Below are 16,782 nucleotides of genomic sequence, written 5' to 3'. Positions count from 1 at the left end.
GCTTATGGAAAACAAGAAGCTCAATCAGGAGGACAAGAAGGCAGCACAGGAGGTGACAGAAATCAGTCTGGAGGACCTCGAGCAGGTGGCAGGCGGCTACAGCCTGCGTGAGAAAAAGAAGGTTGAGACAACTGCGATCAGTGATGACACGATCAGCAGGATTTAAGTCACAGTAAAATCCGCAAAACGAAATGAGGGATTGTATGAAAAAATGGAAAAGTTATTACCGAAGAGGAATATCGCTGCTCTTAGTGGCGGCGATGCTCGCAACGGGAAATGTTTCGGAGGTCTCGGCCGCGGCAGCATCCTATCAGCAGAAGGCAAAGGCGCAGGAAGCCGGCTTAAGGGAAGCGATCCGGGACGGAAAGCAGATGGTACAGGAATATCCGAACGGACTGTTTAACTTTCTGGGAACCCAGATGGAGGTGAAGGAGAGTGACAAGGCGCTTGAGATTGCCGTGATCCGTCAGGGTGGAACCGAGGGGAGTGCACAGGTAAAGTTTAAAGCGATTGATATCACAAGCTCTTATGGTGAGGACTATAAGATCTATGTGGGAAAGAATCGTTTCCGTGCCATGAAGAAGGGGAAGGATGCATTTCCGCTGATTCAGACGGCAATGGAAAAGAAGGTGGATCTGAGCAAAGACGATACCGCAGAAAGCACCGAGGCGCCGGACGGCAGCAGTGTGGTGGAGGCTGCGGCAGCAGATTATGCCGGCGGTCAGGAGAAGAAGGCTGTTGCAACCGGGAATCCGCTGGATCAGTATCCGGATGTGACGGTGACGCCGTATGCCGCAAAGGCAGATAGCAAACCACAGACAGCGAAAACATCCTTAAAGGCACGCCGCGACGCGCAGACCGGACAGAAATCGGATCGTCCAAACTGGAAGATCGCCGATAACTCCGAGAAGGCAGACGAGGTAAGAGACAATTTTGAAGTCTTTATGGACAATGTTTCCGGAAGTGAGCAGGTGTTAAACTTCAAGGACGGAGAGTATGTCAAATACCTCTATCTGGTGCCGAAGGATGACAAGATTTCCGAGGCAGAGGAGCAGCTTGTCTGTGCACTTCTTCCGGTCGAGGGCAGTGCACCGGTCGGTGAATCCTACAATGCCTATGTCAATATCAAGGATAACGATGGCAGTGAGACGTCTAAGTATACCTTTGCAAAGGATAAGGTGAATGCCTCCGCGGACAAAGCAGTTGTCACGGTCCGCAGAACGGCAGGAATTAATTTCTTTGATTCCGTTTATATCGGAACCGGCGAGGGAAGTGCCAATCAGGGGGCTGACTATAAAGCCGGTCTGAAAAAGGTCGATTTCTATGCCGGTGAGACGGAGAAGAAGGTATCCATTGATGTATTATCAAATGAGTACCGCAAGGCAAGCCGCGACTTTTATGTTCTGTTAAGCCGTGACGGAAGCAGCTATATGAAGGATGCCTGCCAGGTTGTGATCCCGGCAGCCACATCGAAGAAAAAGGCAGCACTGAAAACAGCGACGGCAGCGCAGACCGGTCCGGAGAAGATCAGTCCGAACGGCTGGAAGCCGGCAAATGGTCAGTGGGCTGTTCCGGCGCAGGATATGGACTACAGCGGTGGTAATATCTGGCGTGAGAATAATGAGACACGGTTCCAATACTGGGGCGGTGACCGATGGATCACCACAAAGGACAGTGTGAAGTTGTACGGTGCTTCGGCAGCGGAGTTTGGCTACTACAATTCCGGTAACGGCAGACAGTGGACCACGACCTCCGGCTGGTGGATCTTTAAGAAGACGCATCATCATTCAGAAAAAGAATACGGCGTCAATATGTATTTTGGAAATGATCAGAAGTGGAGCTATAAAGCAGACACAAAATGGGCGGTCTGCAAGAAGTCCTTTGACAACAATAACCAGTGGAAGAACAAGGTGAAGGTTCAGAGCTGGGCAAAGGAAGGCAATCATACCAATGGTTATGTAGGCTGGATGCGTTTATATCTGAAAAAATACACGGCCTCCTGTCAGGCATCCCATGATAAATTTTATACGCAGCAATATCAGGTCGGGTATGACAGAAATGGAAAGGGAGAACTGACCTTAAAAAAGAAAACGGATATTACTCCTACTTTAAAGATCGATTCTGTTTCCTCGAATGTACAGAACAGCAAAAACGGGATCAATCAAACGAGCTATGGCAGCGTTTACCGCTCCGATGTGATCCGTTTTAAGCTCGAGAAATTCAACGAGCAGGTACTGGAGCTGAAGGGAATTGAGGCATCAACAGACAACAGGGAATGGCAGAGAATCACAGACGGAAGCAATTTAAATGTTGTATTAAATGCCGGTTTCTTTAGTAAATTTGACCTTTATAAGGCAGATACGATCTATTTCAGACCGGTATTGTCCCAGAAGACAGCGAAATTAAAGCTGGAGAACGCCAATGTCAACAGAGGAATGCTCAAGGGCTTTGATGCGAAGGGGAAAGAGTTTACGCTCAAGGTGGGTGATACGGTGAAGGGGCTGACCGGCTCCGGAAATGTTGCCGCGTACAACCCGGCGTTCTCTGTTTATACCACAAGAAATGAGAATGACTACAGGTGGGGCAGGAAGTCCTTTGCGGCAGCAGCGGCAGGCACCTGTCTGACGCTTGATAACAGCAATTCGGCGGGAAATGTTGCCAATATCTCGCTGCAGATGCCATACAATATCGTCAAGCTTGACTACAGCGATACGAAGCTGCAGGTGGAGGCGGATCCGAACACGTACCGCAACACCTACACAAATCTGAAATATGTGATCGCCGGAAAGACGTATAACTGTTCAAAGGCTTCTGATGTGGAAGCAATGCAGACGGCGATGGAGAAGCTGTATCAGAGTGGTACGGATGCACAGGTATCCATTTCCTTTGAATATCTTGCTAATCCAAAATACAAAAACGGCAAGGGCGATCAGGCGCAGATGTTCGGCAAACCGGTCAGCGCAAGTCTGTGTGTGTATGATGACAGCGGTGCGTTGGTTACGGGCGCACCATATAAACTGACACCGACGGTTGTAAACGGAAAATACCGTTTCTCCATGAGCGGAACATGGAAGAAGCTTGGCTGGGTGGACGGAACCGGGGCAACCATTACAATCAGCGGAAACCGCAAGGTGAATGGATTAAATCTGACCTCGCAGGAAACAGAGATTGATTTTCTCGGAAACTCCGGCGGCTATGTGTCCGTGTCTGACGACAAGGGCATGATGAAGGACAGCAGTGGAAACACCTTTGGCAATTTAAACACCGGACTGACCTTCAAAAATGCGAATCCATTTACGGATTACACCATGAATGCCATGATTTCTCCGCTGTTTATCGGCAGATGGGGAGATTATTCCGCAGATACCGACAACGATGGAAATCTTTCCGATGAAAATGTGAAAAGTGCGAAGAAACGTCTCGAAGAGCTTGGATTTTCCGGGGATCTTGCGGGAAGCGTCAGCATTTTCTATGGAAATGTATTCAAATACAGTCCGAGCATTTATGCAAACAGCAAGGTTTATTATGATTTTGTGCGACGCGACACATCGACCGGCAATGAAAATACCGTGCTGATGAAGCTGACGCAGAAATCATCCACGGTGCTGGATCCGGATGTTTCGATCGAGAAACCGCTGACTGATGCGACCGTGACCTTTGCCGGTCAGGATGCTGTGACCGGAGACAGCGAAGGCTACTATATCGCAGAAGGCAACTATGAAAAGGGTAAAACCTATATGGCGGACGTCCGCATGGGTGCGATCAGCTTTGTCGGTGCCGTACAGGGAACCGGCTATAAAGAGGAGACGATCGATGTTTCCAAGTATATGTTCCCGACCAATTTCTCAGTGAAAATCGGCGGAACAGACACAGGGATCCGTTCCAACGGAAGCGACAGCATCTTAGATGTTGTCAACGATGACACGACATTTACCTTTGGCTTTAGCTCCAGCGTTGGTGTTAAGGCAAATAAGGCTGTGGTGAAGATTCTTCGCGACGACCGTGAGATTTATTCGAAGACCTTAACGCGTCAATCGGCAGATCAGCCGTTTGAGTTGACCTTAAATACCTTAAAGGCAGGCGTCAAGGGCGGCGATCAGATGACCATTCAGGGAATCTTTACGGATAAGAAGGATGGCAAGGAGATTGACCATGTATATCCTGCAGTGGATGTAGGTATGACCTTCCAGAATAAACTGACGGCGATCGGCATTGCAGCAAGCTTTAAGACACCTTTTACCAAGGTGCTCAAGCTGATCGGAAGTGTCAGCACAAAGTTTGATCTTCCTCTTGATTATGATGTCGAGTCTATGGGCAACAAGACGCATTACAATGATAAGAAAACAAATGCGCAGATCAACACGATCCAGGTTGCCTTTGGTTATAACAGCAAGGTCATGGAGGAGCTTAAGAAACAGCAGTTGGAATATCGTGCGGAGAATAAGGGGGAGGCACTGTCCGGAAGAGACAATATCAAGCAGTATATGGAGGGTCTGATGGGCAGTGATGACAGCGAGGATGATGACGACGGTGACGATGAGAAGGCAACAAGCACACCGGCACCGAAGAAGGATCTGAATGAGAGCAAGAAGGCGGCGGAGAAGGCGCAGGAAAGTGCCGCTCCGGCAAGCAGTACAATGGGAAGCAGTTCCTTCCATTACAATTTCAGCGTTGCGGTGATCCTGACGGTAGAAAGTGGAATTACCGGTCAGGGCAAGCCGGATGGTCAGTATTATTTTAATTCGCTGGCACTGATCGCCGCGGCAGATGCAGATTTCCAGTATACGGTCAGCTACATGACGCCGATCGGAGTGGAGATCCTTGCAGAGCTTGAGGTAGGAGGAAAGGCGGTGGCAGCATTTGCCGCAGAATCCTCAAACGGCAGAATGTACGATGATGTATTCAATGTGACAAAGGCCGGCAACGAGAAGGGTGCATTAAGCCTGAATAAGGATAACTTCTCGCTGTACACCAAATTCATGCTGGCACCGACCATTACCGTGGGCGCGGGTGTTGGTCTTGGCAAGGTGGCAAGTGTTGTCGTATCCGGAACAGCCGATTTTGATTTCGGATTCACTGTACCAATTATGGGACAGAACGAATCCTCCTCCGGATATGGAAATGTTACACTGAGCGCGGCACTGAAGCTGAAAATTTTATTTATCAAAAAGAAATGGACGCTTTACAAGGGTGAGCAGATGAATCTGTTCCAGTATGGTGCAGTCAGCGTGGCAAAGATGTTAAATGACTTCGAGGAGAATTATCTCTATGAAGATATTGACGATGTCTCCAATTCGGAAGAATTTGCGAGAGATTATCTGAATAACCGAAGCAAGTGGCAGCCGGTGAAGCTAAAGAAGCGGTCAGTGGATGCCGGCAAAGAGGTTCTGCTGATGGAGGGAGCTTATCCGGATCAGCAGACAAAGATGTTGGATCTTGGCAATGGCAAGCAGCTCACGGTATTTATCAGCGACAGCGGAGAGCGTGACATGATCAACCGTGCCGAGCTGTTCTACACGATCACGAAAGATGGCGGCACAACATGGTCCAGACCGGTCAGCGTAAGCGATGACGGAACCTGGGATGAGGCACCGGCTCTTTATCGTCTGACAGATGACAAGGTGCTGATCACATGGTCCGATGCCGCAAGGGAATTTACCAATCAGACGGCACAAAGGATGTTCTGTCGCAGCTTGATATCAGTGGTGTATTGTTTGATGTTAATGATAATACGATGACAGACGAATTTGCGATCACAAAGACAACACAGGATGAAGTGATGGCAGATATGGATCCGATGATCGCCTTTGATGAAGAATCACAGAGGCTGGTTGTTTACTATACGAAGATTGATTACGATGAGCAAAGCTACGAGCATGGCAACAATGGCGATGTGATCGTGGATGAGGATGCCGACAGTGATTCCGAGGTGACAACCTACGGTGATATCATCAATGGCTACAATGCGATCGCATGTCGTATGGCAACATTGAAAAACGGAGCACTGGAATGGGATTCTGCAGATCCGGAGGATCCTGAGTTATATGGTCAGAGACTGTTAGATCTCGGTGTACCGGCAAGGATCGAGGAAACGGAGACTGAGGTACCGGGTGAAACCGTTGAGATCGAGGATGAAAACGGAGAAACGGTTACGCGTACGATCACAGAGACAAAGAAGACCTCAGACGTGATCGTAGATGAGATGATAGATCCGCGTGTCGTAGATTCCGACAGCATTTCCTACAACGGCCTGTCTCTTTATGCGTACACGACCGATGCGGATGCCAATCTGGAGACGAGTGACGATCAGAGACTGTACCTGCAGATATACAACTTCAGGCAGGATGAGTTCCATCATCCGATCCAGATCACGGGCGATTCTGTCGGAGATTCCAGACCGAAGTTTGTGCGCTGCAAGGGCATGACCTATCTGTACTGGCTGCATGACGGAGATATTCAGTATCTGAATGTCAGCGATATTGTATCGTCCTTAAACAGCGACAGCAGTTATCTGAAGGAAACACAGGTCTCCATGCCGGATGGCAGTACAAGACCGATGTATATCATCAACAAATACGAAAATGATCCGGTTGTCACAGCAATCCGTCATCAGCAGGAGGTCAGCGAGGATGGCAGTGTTGCGGAGAACAAGATCAGTGAATACGATGTGCAGGCAAACGACAATAGCATGTATGTGATCTGGAGTGCACTCGGAACGAGCCAGAAGGATGAAGATAAGTCGGGAGCCGAAAATGTTGTGCGCGAGACACAGCTTTACGGAGCATATTGTGAACCGGAGCTGGAATCTGTTTCTACCGCATACACATTTGAGGACGATGATACGAAAACGTACCGGTTTGCGACAGGTAAGGATAAAACAACGTATCCGGTAAGCTTCACGGCATTGAAGGACACAACACTGGAGGACGGTTCGACCCTTTCTGCGGGCGATGTGTTCACGTTCGACTACAAAAAGCAGGAGGATCTGAACGGTCAGACCGGTGTCGTTTCGGCAGGAGATCCGGCAAAGATAAAACGATCCGTGCCTGTGACGGCTATGGATGGTCAGAACCGGTTCAGCTTACCGATGGACAGGGAGACAACTACGAGGATCTTTCCTTCCGGGTGGATGAGGACGGAAATATTCGCGCCTTCTTTATCAAAGGAAAACAGAAACTCGATGACAACAATGTCTTCGAAATGGATGAAAGCAATATGCAGATGTATGCGCAGACTTTTGTGATCGGAAGTGAATTACAGAATGATGGCATTCAGACGGAGAAGGAGCTTTATGCGCTGGGAGAGGACATTTCCTTCCGGATGAATGTCACCAACGATGGCTTAAAACCGATCGAAAATGCGGAGTATCGGATGTATATCCGGGGGGACAATGAAGTCGTGACCGACGAGGTGGAATGGACGTCTCTTGGAACCGTCACAGAGGATGGCGGAAAGGGAGTGCTTCTCGGAGGAAATACGGTAACACTGCAGTATGATGGTGTCCTGAATATGGGACAGATAGAAGGAACAAAGCTTGTGATCGAGTTGAAGCAGGGGGATGAGATCACTACCGTGGAGAAGGTGCTTCATGAACAGCCGGAGCTGAGTATTTCCGTGGTCAGTGCAGAGCTTGTTGATGCAAAAACAGCATCGGTGAAGCTGCATGTTGTCAATACGGGAAATCAGGATTTTGAAGGAACGGTAAAGGTGAAGGATAAGGAAGAAGTTTTGGCACAGGAAAAGATGGTTAAGGCAGCATATGGAGAGAGCTGCGATCTGACCATGACGGTTGATATCAGCAATTCGAAGTTCGGCGAAGTTACAACCGCAGAGGACGGAAGCAAGTCCGATGCACTGACGCTGACGGCGGAATATGGCGATATCTCACAGCCGTTTAATGTGACAAGAGAAGTGTCCGCATGGGAAGGAAAGGCAGTGGATGCGTTGAGCGGTATCCGGATCGGACAGTGTGAGCTTAGCAATGAAGCAGCTCAGGATCAGGGTATTCCGGATATCATGGATGCGGCACAGACGCTGCAGCCGGTAAAGGATACGCTGAAGGTTTCCGAGGATCAGGTGCTTAAGCTTGAGCCGGTCTTTGACTGGAAGGATGATAGCAGTGAGGCAGCCGAGCTTCAGAAACAGGGGCTTGATCCAAAGTCGATCCTGAATACAAAATGGACTTCTTCGGATGAAAGCGTGGCTTATGTCAATGACAACGGTGTGCTGATCCCGCTCAAGGAGGGCGAGACGGAAATTACCGCAGTCACTTATCCGGGCGGCGAGCTGCAGCAGGCAGATCCATTTGCCGCAAACGGAAATATTGAGGAGGAATACGATGGCAGCTTTGGCTCGTTAAGCCAGACCGACGGAACCGGCTGGTTTAGACAGAACCGGGAAATGTACCGTGTGCCGGAGTCTCTGATCACCAGAAATACGATCAAGGTAACGGTCAAAAAGGCAGAAGTAAAGCCGACGCCGACACCGACCGTGACACCGGTGCCGACAGATACACCGTCAAGTACCGCACCGGCCGGCTCGCAGCCGACCGCAGCACCATCCGGTACGCCATCAGTTTCCGCATCGCCGGAACCGTCAGACGCAGGCGTACAGCCGACCGTGAAAAAGACGACGGCAAAGGTGACGATCAACAAAAAGGGGAATAAGATAACCGTTCAGACGCTGTCAAAGGCGAAGGTCTCTGTGACCGTTTACCGGAACAAAAAGACAGCCGGAAAAGGTAAGAAAAAGGGATTGATTCGGAAGTATCCGGTATATCAGACGAACAAAAAGGGCAAAGTGGTGATCCGCCTGAAGAAAAAGCTGAAAAAGAAACAGGCGGTAAGAGTGACGGTGACGAAGAAGGGATACTCCGGCAAAACCGTTGTTAAAGTCAAAAAATAATGCAGGGGTCAAATGCAGTGATCCATGACATTTGTTAAGGTTAAAAACAAGGAAAGCAGTATACCGATTTCAGGTTTGCTGCCAGGCAGCCCGGTAATTTTATGCCGGGCTGTTTGCTTAGAAAGGCAGGAAAAGAAAATGCTGACAGACATCCGGAGTATACTATGTGACAGAATGGAACCGGAACAAAGCGTCTACCGGGAAATGCCCGGAAAGGTGCTTGATTATCCGATCACGATAGGAAATTTTCTTCAGGAAAAAAACGGAGAGGACAGTGCCGAGCAGTTTGCAGAGCTTCTGGAATACAAAAGCAGGCTGAAGAATGCGCTGGAAAACGATCCGGAATATATACGTATCAACCGTATATCCGAGCAGCTTGGCAGATGGCTTAAGCGAAAGAAAAACGAAGCGGGAGAAGGCTTTACACAGGAAGAAATGGCACTGTTCAAACAGAAACGAAAACGTCTGCAGAAACAAAAAAGGGAAATCCGGCGGGGAAAGGAGGAAGAGCTTTGCGGCATTTACGGCTATGATTACAGAGAGATCCGGACAATGATGTACAAAAATACGGTCTATTTCAGCTGGTTTTATGATCTGCAGAAAATGTTTCCGCAGCTTGCAAAGATAAAGACCGGAGACATCCGGGAGATTCCTCTTTTTGTGTCGCATCTGGAACAGCTTCGAAAGGCATTAGCGCAGAAGGAGCCGATCGGGCTGGTGGGAGGACCGTGCCTGTTTGGTGTGGATGAGGTTTTTCTGGAGATGACGACAGACAATGGGGAGCGGGCGGTTTTTGACTGCAGCTGTGACAGACGCTGCCTTGTCGGAAATGACGAAAAGGAGACGATCGAGGAATTTATTGAAAGGCATCCGGAGAAGATCGAGGCTGTCCGGATCCGTAACTGTAAAAAAGGAGTGACAAGGCAGGAGTATGACAGTATCCGTTATCTGTTCAGTGTGGCAGAGGTGTTTGACGGGAAAATTGTGATTCCGCTTCCGGATCTGTCCTATTTTAAGTACATGGAGGCAATCCTTCAAAATCTGGAGGAAACGCTCCGGGAGAAGGTGATGGAAGAATTTCGCGAAGAATGTTATCGGATCACGGATCATTATCTGGATGTGATCCGTCATGTCGCAGAGAAATATCCGAAGCTTTCCTATCTGGTGGTACATGACAGAGAGGTGGAATTGCGGGAGCTTTTTTATGAAAAAAGAAGACCGTATCTTGAGGGATCAACCTATATGCAGAAGATCACGGGAAGGGATACGCGCAAGGAGGCGGTGGTTGATTATATCACAATGCTCGCACTACCGTATTATCTGTATGGGACACGGTATGTGGTACAGGTGGACAGTGTGGACGAGACGGACTCCGGGCGCAAGTGCAATAAGATTCATGGAGGAGACATGGAACTGATCCAGCTTCTCTATCCGGAATATTTAAGCAGAGACGGCAAAAACACCATATACCGGACAACTGCCGGATATAAGGATTATATCGGACAGCCCGCCGGAGAGCAGGGAGGGATGAAGTGAAACGTCAAAAACGGATCATTGCCGGAATCGTTATTCTGGCAGTAGTGGCAGGAACTGTTATGGTGGCAGGAAAAATACAGCGAAAGCCCCCAAAAGCAAAGTCCACAAAAACGGACACATTAAAAATAGTTATTTTGGACAGCGGTGATTACTATTATTCCGATGAAGGAATTGAAAACGGGATCATGCTTGCGCAGGAGGCTCTGGAAAAGGAAAGCGGAATATCAATCGATCTGGAGCGTGTGGATGACGGAGGCGATTATGTCAATGGAATTTCCATGGCGAAGGCACTGGCGGAGGATGAAAGTGTGGACATGGTCATCAGCTTTCAGAATTTCGAGTCGATCGGTGCGGAGGCCGGATTTTTTGAACAGGTACAAAAGCCGTTTATTATTACAATGGGCTGCTACGATGAGGTGGCAGAACGGGGCTATGAATATCTGATCACGGATTTCTTAAGCGGCAGAACGATCGGCAGCAGTATCGGCGAATTTCTGAAACAGGAAAAACGGGAAAACATCGCACTCTGTCATTCGGATACAACATTTGAAAAGGACGAACTAAAAGGGATACAGTCCGCAATCCGGGACAGTGACAATACGAATATTTATTATACTCAGACCGGTCCGTTTGATGAGGATGGTCTGGCACAGCTGCTGGCGAGATGCGAAAAGCTTTCAATTGATACGGTGGTTGCCAACTTTTATACACAGACCGACAGCGCATGGCTGCTTAGCAGACTGCGAAAGAAAAGACCGGATCTGACCGTGGTTGGAGATTATGCCCTTGACAGCTCTGAAATCCTGAAAAAGTATGGAAAGGATCTGGAGGGGGTCGTGATCGTTCCGGTCTATCCGTATGAAGACAGCGAGGAGATGGAACGGTTTATACGGCATTACGAGGTGGAAAAGCAGGTTCGCTTTTCGACTGCGGCGGTGCAGTATTATGATCTGTTTCAGATGCTTGGAAAGGCGTATGACAGATGCGGCGGAGAAAGTCAGAGCATGATGCGGGAGCTGAAGAAAAAGGAAGGATATGAGGGCGTGGCAGGAAGGATTTATTTCGATGAAAAGGGACGTCTTTCTTCCGAAAACTGTCCGGTGTTTGTGTGCAGAAACAGCAAGTTTGTGCGAATGAAATGAGAGGGATCGAGGGATGAAACAGGGATTATTTCAGGAAAAAGCAATGCAGCAGCTGGCAGCACCCGAACAGCTCGACCAGAGAGTGCGGATCATTCCATCCGGTGCATGGATCTTATTTGCGGCGGTTCTGACAGGAATTGCGGCAGCGGTGATGTGGGCGTTTTTTGGGACAGTGTCCAGCGGGGCAGATTATCACGGTGTTATTTTCGACTACAACGATGTGATCAGTCTGCGGGCGCAGATCGGCGGTGTTCTGGGTGACGTTTTAGTCGAGGAAGGTGATACGGTATCGCGAGGCGATGTGATTGCGGTCATCTATAATGAAGCTGCTTTGCAAAGGATTGAGACCTTGCGGGAACGCCAGAAAAGCTATGCGAAGACTTCGCAAAGATACCGTGATCTGGAGGAGAAGATCCGCGGGCAGCGCGGAGAATACATGCTGCGAAGCACCTCGGACGGCGTTGTGCAGAAGATTCTTTTAAACGGGCAGGCAGTCGATGCCGGAGACGTGGTGGCATCGATCGTTCCGCAGGATGATTACAGCTATCAGGAGGTTTATATCTATGTTCCGAGGGAGCAGATCGGCGCGCTTGCGGTAGGTATGGAGGCGCAGATCACGCCGTCGTATGTGACCAGAGAGGAATATGGCTATGTCGAAGGAATTATTTCGAACATTGATGAAAACATTGTGACGGAAAATCATATTGTGAAGCATATGGGCACATTGGACTATGTGGAGGAAATCCTGCCGTCACAGAATTGTGTGGAGGTAACCATTCAGCTCAGTGTGAAGGAGACGGGAGATGGAGGCTATGTCTGGTCAAATACGAAGGGCGAGGCGCTGAACATGAAATCCGGCGACCGTTGCCGGATCCGGATCATACGGCAGGAATATCATCCGTATGAGCTGATCCTTCAGAAAATATAACAGGGGGAAGCAATGAAAAATGTAAAGAGAGTGCCGGTGGTGCTGCAGATGGAAGCCGTTGAGTGCGGCGCGGCATCGCTGGCAATGATACTGGCGTATTATAAGCGGTTTATTCCCCTGGAGAAAATGAGGATTGACTGCAATGTGACGAGGGATGGAAGCCTGGCAAAATATATTGTCAAGGCTGCCGCAAAGCATGAGCTGGAGGCAAAAGCCTACAAGATGGATCCGGAACAGATCCGGCAAAGGCAGGATTTTCCGATGATCATTCACTGGAACTTCAATCATTTCGTGGTGCTGTGCGGATTTCGGGGGACGGATGCGGTGATCAATGATCCGGCGTCAGGAAGGATACGGGTTCCTGCGGAGGTGTTTGACCGGTCGTTTACCGGAATCGCTCTGTGTTTTAGACCGGGAGAGGCGTTTGAGCGGATCGGCATGCCGGCTCAGACAGGAGGATTTATTAAGAAAATGTGTCGTGGACAGAAGGCGGCATTTGTGTTTGTCATTGTCCTGGGGGCTGTGTACAGTCTTTTGAACGGACTGCCGCCGGTCTTTTATAAAATATTTACGGACCGGATCCTTCTCGGCGGTTCCCCGGAATGGCTGCCGGCACTTTTGCTTGCCATGCTGGTGACAGGTACAGGAATGCTTCTTGCCGGAGGTCTGCAGGTGTTATTTGCCAAACGGCTTCAGGCACAGCTTCGCATCCGGGAAGCGGCAGTGTTTTTTCGGAAGCTGCTCCGGCTTCCGGCGGCATTTTTTGACCAGCGGTTTTGTGGGGATATTGTCTCGAGGCAGCAGGACGGACAGGAGATTATTTCGTTATTTTTTGAACGGATCCTGCCGGCACTTATGGAAGTGATCCTGATGTTCTGTCTGTATGGTCTGATGTTTTCGCTGGATGTCCGGATGAGTCTTGTGGCAGCCGCGGCGGGGATCTTACAGCTTCTGGCGGCTCTTTTGCGGGCACGCTACTATGGCAATCTTGGGCGCAATTTAAGCCGGGACAGTGGAAAACTGTCGGGGGTGAAGCTTTCTGGAATTTCCATGATCGAGACGATCAAGGCGAGTGGTGCCGAGCAGGGGCTTTTAGAGCGGATCCTCGGCTATCAGACCAGATACGACAATGTCAGGCTGGAGCTGGAGAAAAGCAGGATCCGTCTTGGAATCCTTCCGGGACTGATGGCTGGACTTAGTAACGGTATCATACTGATCCTTGGAATTTATGCGGTATTTGAGGGACAGCAGACGATCGGAACGCTGGCGGCGTTTCAGGCATTTCTGCAGCTTTGCTTCTCGCCGATGACATCGTTTGCACAGGGGCTTCAGGCGGCACAGGAGATGAAGGGAAATGTTGAGCGGGTACAGGATGTGCTGGAGTATGAGGACGATCCTTTATCGGGCGGTGCTGCTTTGCCGGAAACGGAGAATGCCGGGCGACTGACCGGCAGGCTTTGTGTGCGGGATATTTCGTTTGGCTATAGCCCGGTGACGGAACCTTTGATCCGGAGCTTCTCCATGGAGGCAGAGCCCGGAAAGGTGATCGCACTGGCAGGAGGCAGCGGAAGTGGCAAATCGACTGTCGCAAAGCTGTTATGCGGGCTTTATCCCTGTGCGTCCGGGGCGGTGTTATATGATGATGTCCGGCTGGAGGAGCTGGACATACAGCTTCTTCGCAGGTCGGTTGCCGTTGTGGATCAGCAGATCGCCCTTTTCGGGGGAACGGTTCGGGACAATATCACGATGTGGGATGATTCGATCCGGCAGGAAAAGGTGATTCAGGCATGTAAGGATGCATGCATTCATCAGGACATTATGGCGAGAAAACATGGCTATCAGCATGTGATCCGCGAGGGAGGTTCAGATTTTTCAGGCGGGCAGAGACAGCGGATGGAAATTGCGCGGGCGCTGGTAAAGGATCCTTCCGTGTTGATCATGGATGAGGCAACCTCTGCATTGGATGTGATGACTGAACAGAAGGTGATGGATGCAGTAAGACGGCGCGGGATGACCTGTGTTGTGATCGCGCATCGTCTGTCCACGATCCGGGATGCCGATGAGATCATTATGCTGGAGTGCGGTGTGATAAAGGAGCGTGGAACCCACGAAGAACTGATGGCGGCAGACGGTGCATATGCGGCATTGCTTCGAGCGGATGAAGAGGGGGCTTCACCGATAAAGCAGGAATCCGCTGAGCAGGCTGATGTGCAAAAAGGAGAATGAAATTGGAGCAGAGAGAAAGAAAAAGAGAACAAAACGAGATTGCCAGGATTCTGAATTATTACCGGATCTCTATGCCGGAGGGGATCGATCTGCTGGCAGCGGACTGGCATGAAAGCATCCTGCGGCAGTCCGGACTGATCCCGCGGAAAATCACGCTGGAGGGGGCATGGTGGAAGGAAGCATTTCTCCCAATGGAGCTTTACGGCGAGGATGACCGGATCTATGCGGCGGTTCCGGTCGGAAACCACTACCATGTCTGGATCGAAGAACAGGAAAAGGTGGTAGATATGCAGCTTGCAAAGCAGTTTCAGAGGACGGCGAGATGCTTTTATAAGCCATTTTCCTGTGAACACAAAGGGACGGGGATGCTGTGGCGTTTCCTGTGGGAGAGCATTCCGCATACCGATTTGATCGTAATCCTTGTGATCAGTCTGTTTGTGGAGCTGTGCGGGCTGCTGATGCCGTATATCAACAGCGTTGTTTATAATCGTGTCATTCCTTCCGGGACGGCAAGGGAAATACCGGGCATCGTGGTTCTGGTGATCAGCACCGTTATCTTTTCAACCCTGCTTTCCTTATATAAAGAAATCTGCAGAGTCCGTCTGGGCGAGAAAATGAAGGTGGCAGGACAGAGTGCCGTGTGGCGGCGTCTTTTACAGCTTCCGGCAGCCTTTTTCAAACAATATGATTCCGGAGAGCTGTATCAGCGTACGGACGCCATTGAGGAGATCTGTAACATCATTGGCGGCAGAATGCTTCCGGCGGCATTGACAGCGGTGCTGTCTGTTATCTATCTGTTTCAGATCTCATGGTTTGCCGGTGAACTTATGATTCCGTCGGTTGTGATCCTTTTCATTCAGCTTTGTAATATTGCAGTGGCAGGTATATTGCAGATCCGTCTGCGTGACCGTGAGAACGAGGCGCAGACAAAGGTGACAGGCATTTCCTATCAGTTGATCCGCGGAATCTGCAAGATCAAAATTGCCGGTGCACAGGAGCCGGCATTTCAGGTCTGGGCGTCTGTCTGGAAGCATATGCCGGTCATGGGAAATGCATGGATCCTTTTGTCGCCGGTGATCGCAAAGGTGACGGCACTTGGCGGAAGCATGGCTCTGTACTGGTGTGCCTGGAAGAGTGGACTTTCGACCTCGGATTATATTGCCTTTCAGACCGCATTTTCTTCCTTTTTCGTGTCTGTTTTAATGCTTGCGGACTTTGGCCTGCAGCTTGGCTGTCTCGGTCCGGCGGTCAAAATGCTTCGCCCGGTGCTTTTGGCAGAGCCGGAGCTTTATGAGGACAGGGAAGCGGTGGAACGGCTTGAGGGAAGGCTGGAACTAAACAACATCTGTTTCCGGTATACGCCGGATATGCCGTATGTGTTAGACGGACTTGATCTGCGGATCGAGCCGGGAGAATATATCGGGATCGTCGGCAGCTCGGGCTGCGGAAAATCAACACTGATGCGTATCCTTCTGGGCTTTGAGGTGCCGGAAAGGGGATCGGTATATTATGACGAACGCGAGCTTGGACAGCTTGATCTTCCCTCACTGCGCCGCAGGATCGGCGTTGTTTTACAGGATGGAAAGCTGTTTGCAGGGGATATTTTCTCGAATATCACGATCTGTGCACCATGGCTGACGATGGAGGGTGCATGGGAGGCGGCAGAACGGGCGGGACTGGCGGAGGATATCCGGCAGATGCCGATGGGAATGTTTACGATGATCTCCGAGGATGGCGGTGGCATTTCCGGCGGTCAGAGACAGCGGCTTCTGATCGCGCGTGCACTGGCAAGTGATCCGGGAGTCCTGCTTTTTGACGAGGCGACCTCAGCGTTAGACAACGAGACGCAGGGGCGTGTGGTGGATACGTTGAAGCAGATGAAATGCACGCGTCTCGTTATTGCACATCGTCTGTCCACGATCCGGGACTGTGACAGGATCCTTTATCTGGAGCAGGGAAGGATTGCGGAACAGGGAACGTATGAGAAACTGCTGCATTGCAATGGCAGATTTGCACAGATGGCGAAGCGCCAGCTGTTATAAGAAA

9 protein-coding genes are annotated in these 16,782 nt (G+C 50.0%); all 9 read left to right on the top strand.

Features of this window, described 5'->3' with window-relative positions; translation table 11 throughout:
• Nucleotides 1-4 precede the first annotated feature (4 nt).
• The 9 genes from DXA20_RS16045 to DXA20_RS00955 all read left to right on the top strand — a co-directional run bounded on the left by DXA20_RS16045 (nt 5) and on the right by DXA20_RS00955 (nt 16,778).
• Nucleotides 5-166 carry a hypothetical protein gene (locus tag DXA20_RS16045; protein WP_022306644.1) on the top strand — a complete coding sequence of 54 codons (162 nt, stop codon included), beginning with the start codon at nt 5-7 and terminating at the stop codon, nt 164-166.
• 37 nt (nt 167-203) lie between these two features.
• The gene (locus DXA20_RS00990) at nt 204-5,738 is read left to right on the top strand and encodes a Calx-beta domain-containing protein (protein WP_158577083.1); all 5,535 of its coding nucleotides are present in this window, start codon (nt 204-206) and stop codon (nt 5,736-5,738) included.
• Nucleotides 5,633-7,243: a hypothetical protein gene (locus DXA20_RS00985; RefSeq protein WP_118558971.1), complete on the top strand. Its 1,611-nt coding sequence runs from the start codon at nt 5,633-5,635 to the stop codon at nt 7,241-7,243. Before DXA20_RS00990 ends, DXA20_RS00985 begins: the two co-directional genes overlap by 106 nt.
• Nucleotides 7,216-8,904, top strand: a complete 1,689-nt coding sequence (locus DXA20_RS00980; protein ID WP_147403659.1) for a hypothetical protein — start codon at nt 7,216-7,218, stop codon at nt 8,902-8,904. The genes DXA20_RS00985 and DXA20_RS00980 overlap by 28 nt, the downstream gene beginning before the upstream one ends.
• A 138-nt stretch (nt 8,905-9,042) precedes the next feature.
• Complete coding sequence (locus DXA20_RS00975) at nt 9,043-10,440, top strand: hypothetical protein (RefSeq protein ID WP_118558969.1); 1,398 nt, start codon at nt 9,043-9,045, stop codon at nt 10,438-10,440.
• Entirely contained in the window at nt 10,437-11,582 is a 1,146-nt protein-coding gene (locus DXA20_RS00970) for an ABC transporter substrate-binding protein (protein WP_118558968.1), read from the top strand. The genes DXA20_RS00975 and DXA20_RS00970 overlap by 4 nt, the downstream gene beginning before the upstream one ends.
• Before the next feature lie 13 nt (nt 11,583-11,595).
• The gene (locus DXA20_RS00965; protein WP_118558967.1) at nt 11,596-12,510 is read left to right on the top strand and encodes an HlyD family efflux transporter periplasmic adaptor subunit; all 915 of its coding nucleotides are present in this window, start codon (nt 11,596-11,598) and stop codon (nt 12,508-12,510) included.
• A 12-nt stretch (nt 12,511-12,522) separates the two neighbouring features.
• Nucleotides 12,523-14,736, top strand: a complete 2,214-nt coding sequence (locus DXA20_RS00960) for a cysteine peptidase family C39 domain-containing protein (RefSeq protein ID WP_118558966.1) — start codon at nt 12,523-12,525, stop codon at nt 14,734-14,736.
• A 2-nt stretch (nt 14,737-14,738) separates the two neighbouring features.
• Nucleotides 14,739-16,778 carry an ATP-binding cassette domain-containing protein gene (locus DXA20_RS00955; RefSeq protein WP_158577082.1) on the top strand — a complete coding sequence of 680 codons (2,040 nt, stop codon included), beginning with the start codon at nt 14,739-14,741 and terminating at the stop codon, nt 16,776-16,778.
• The last annotated feature ends 4 nt before the right edge of the window (nt 16,779-16,782 follow it).

It is taken from the genome of Roseburia sp. AM59-24XD, from assembly GCF_003478445.1.
Classification (GTDB): Bacteria; Bacillota; Clostridia; order Lachnospirales; family Lachnospiraceae; genus Jutongia.
The sequence above is the reverse complement of the archived record's forward strand: the minus strand, read 5'-3'. Positions and strand labels throughout refer to the sequence as shown.

Bases quoted from the DNA above. Each gene is read 5' to 3' on its own strand.
- DXA20_RS00965 (WP_118558967.1), top strand. From the start codon at position 11,596: ATGAAACAGGGATTATTTCAGGAAAAAGCAATGCAGCAGCTGGCAGCA.
- DXA20_RS00990 (WP_158577083.1), top strand. From the start codon at position 204: ATGAAAAAATGGAAAAGTTATTACCGAAGAGGAATATCGCTGCTCTTA.
- DXA20_RS16045 (WP_022306644.1), top strand. From the start codon at position 5: ATGGAAAACAAGAAGCTCAATCAGGAGGACAAGAAGGCAGCACAGGAG.
- DXA20_RS00960 (WP_118558966.1), top strand. From the start codon at position 12,523: ATGAAAAATGTAAAGAGAGTGCCGGTGGTGCTGCAGATGGAAGCCGTT.
- DXA20_RS00975 (WP_118558969.1), top strand. From the start codon at position 9,043: ATGCTGACAGACATCCGGAGTATACTATGTGACAGAATGGAACCGGAA.
- DXA20_RS00980 (WP_147403659.1), top strand. From the start codon at position 7,216: ATGCAGATGTATGCGCAGACTTTTGTGATCGGAAGTGAATTACAGAAT.
- DXA20_RS00985 (WP_118558971.1), top strand. From the start codon at position 5,633: ATGGTCCGATGCCGCAAGGGAATTTACCAATCAGACGGCACAAAGGAT.